The sequence below is a fragment of the Peribacillus sp. SIMBA_075 genome (assembly GCF_046534585.1).
This window is the reverse complement of record NZ_JAWRYN010000824.1, coordinates 1-264: the sequence shown is the minus strand read 5'-3', so window position 1 is coordinate 264 and position 264 is coordinate 1. Positions and strand designations below refer to the sequence as shown.

Genomic DNA, 264 nt, shown 5'->3' with positions numbered 1-264 from the left:
CAGCAGAGACGACATCTGGACGCTCCGTATATTGCACCTGGGGAAAGGGAGAAAAAGGGGAGCTGTCAAAATATTCTTCTAGATAGCTACTCCCCAGAACACCGTCTATTTCGATTTGAGACAAGATCTTTCGAACTTTTTCTAGCAATTCATTTTCACAAAGACCATCGATATACAAAATCATTACTTTTGTTTGTGTATATGTACCAATTTGCATTGTCTCTGTCTTGAAATCTGGTGTTTTCAATCGCTTTCGGATCAGAG

At 39.8% G+C, this 264-nt stretch carries 1 protein-coding gene; it reads right to left on the bottom strand.

The genetic code is table 11. The annotated features are described in order from the left end of the window. The coding region (locus tag SB775_RS30525) for a spore germination protein (RefSeq protein WP_410865009.1) at nt 1–264 on the bottom strand (264 nt) is incomplete at both ends.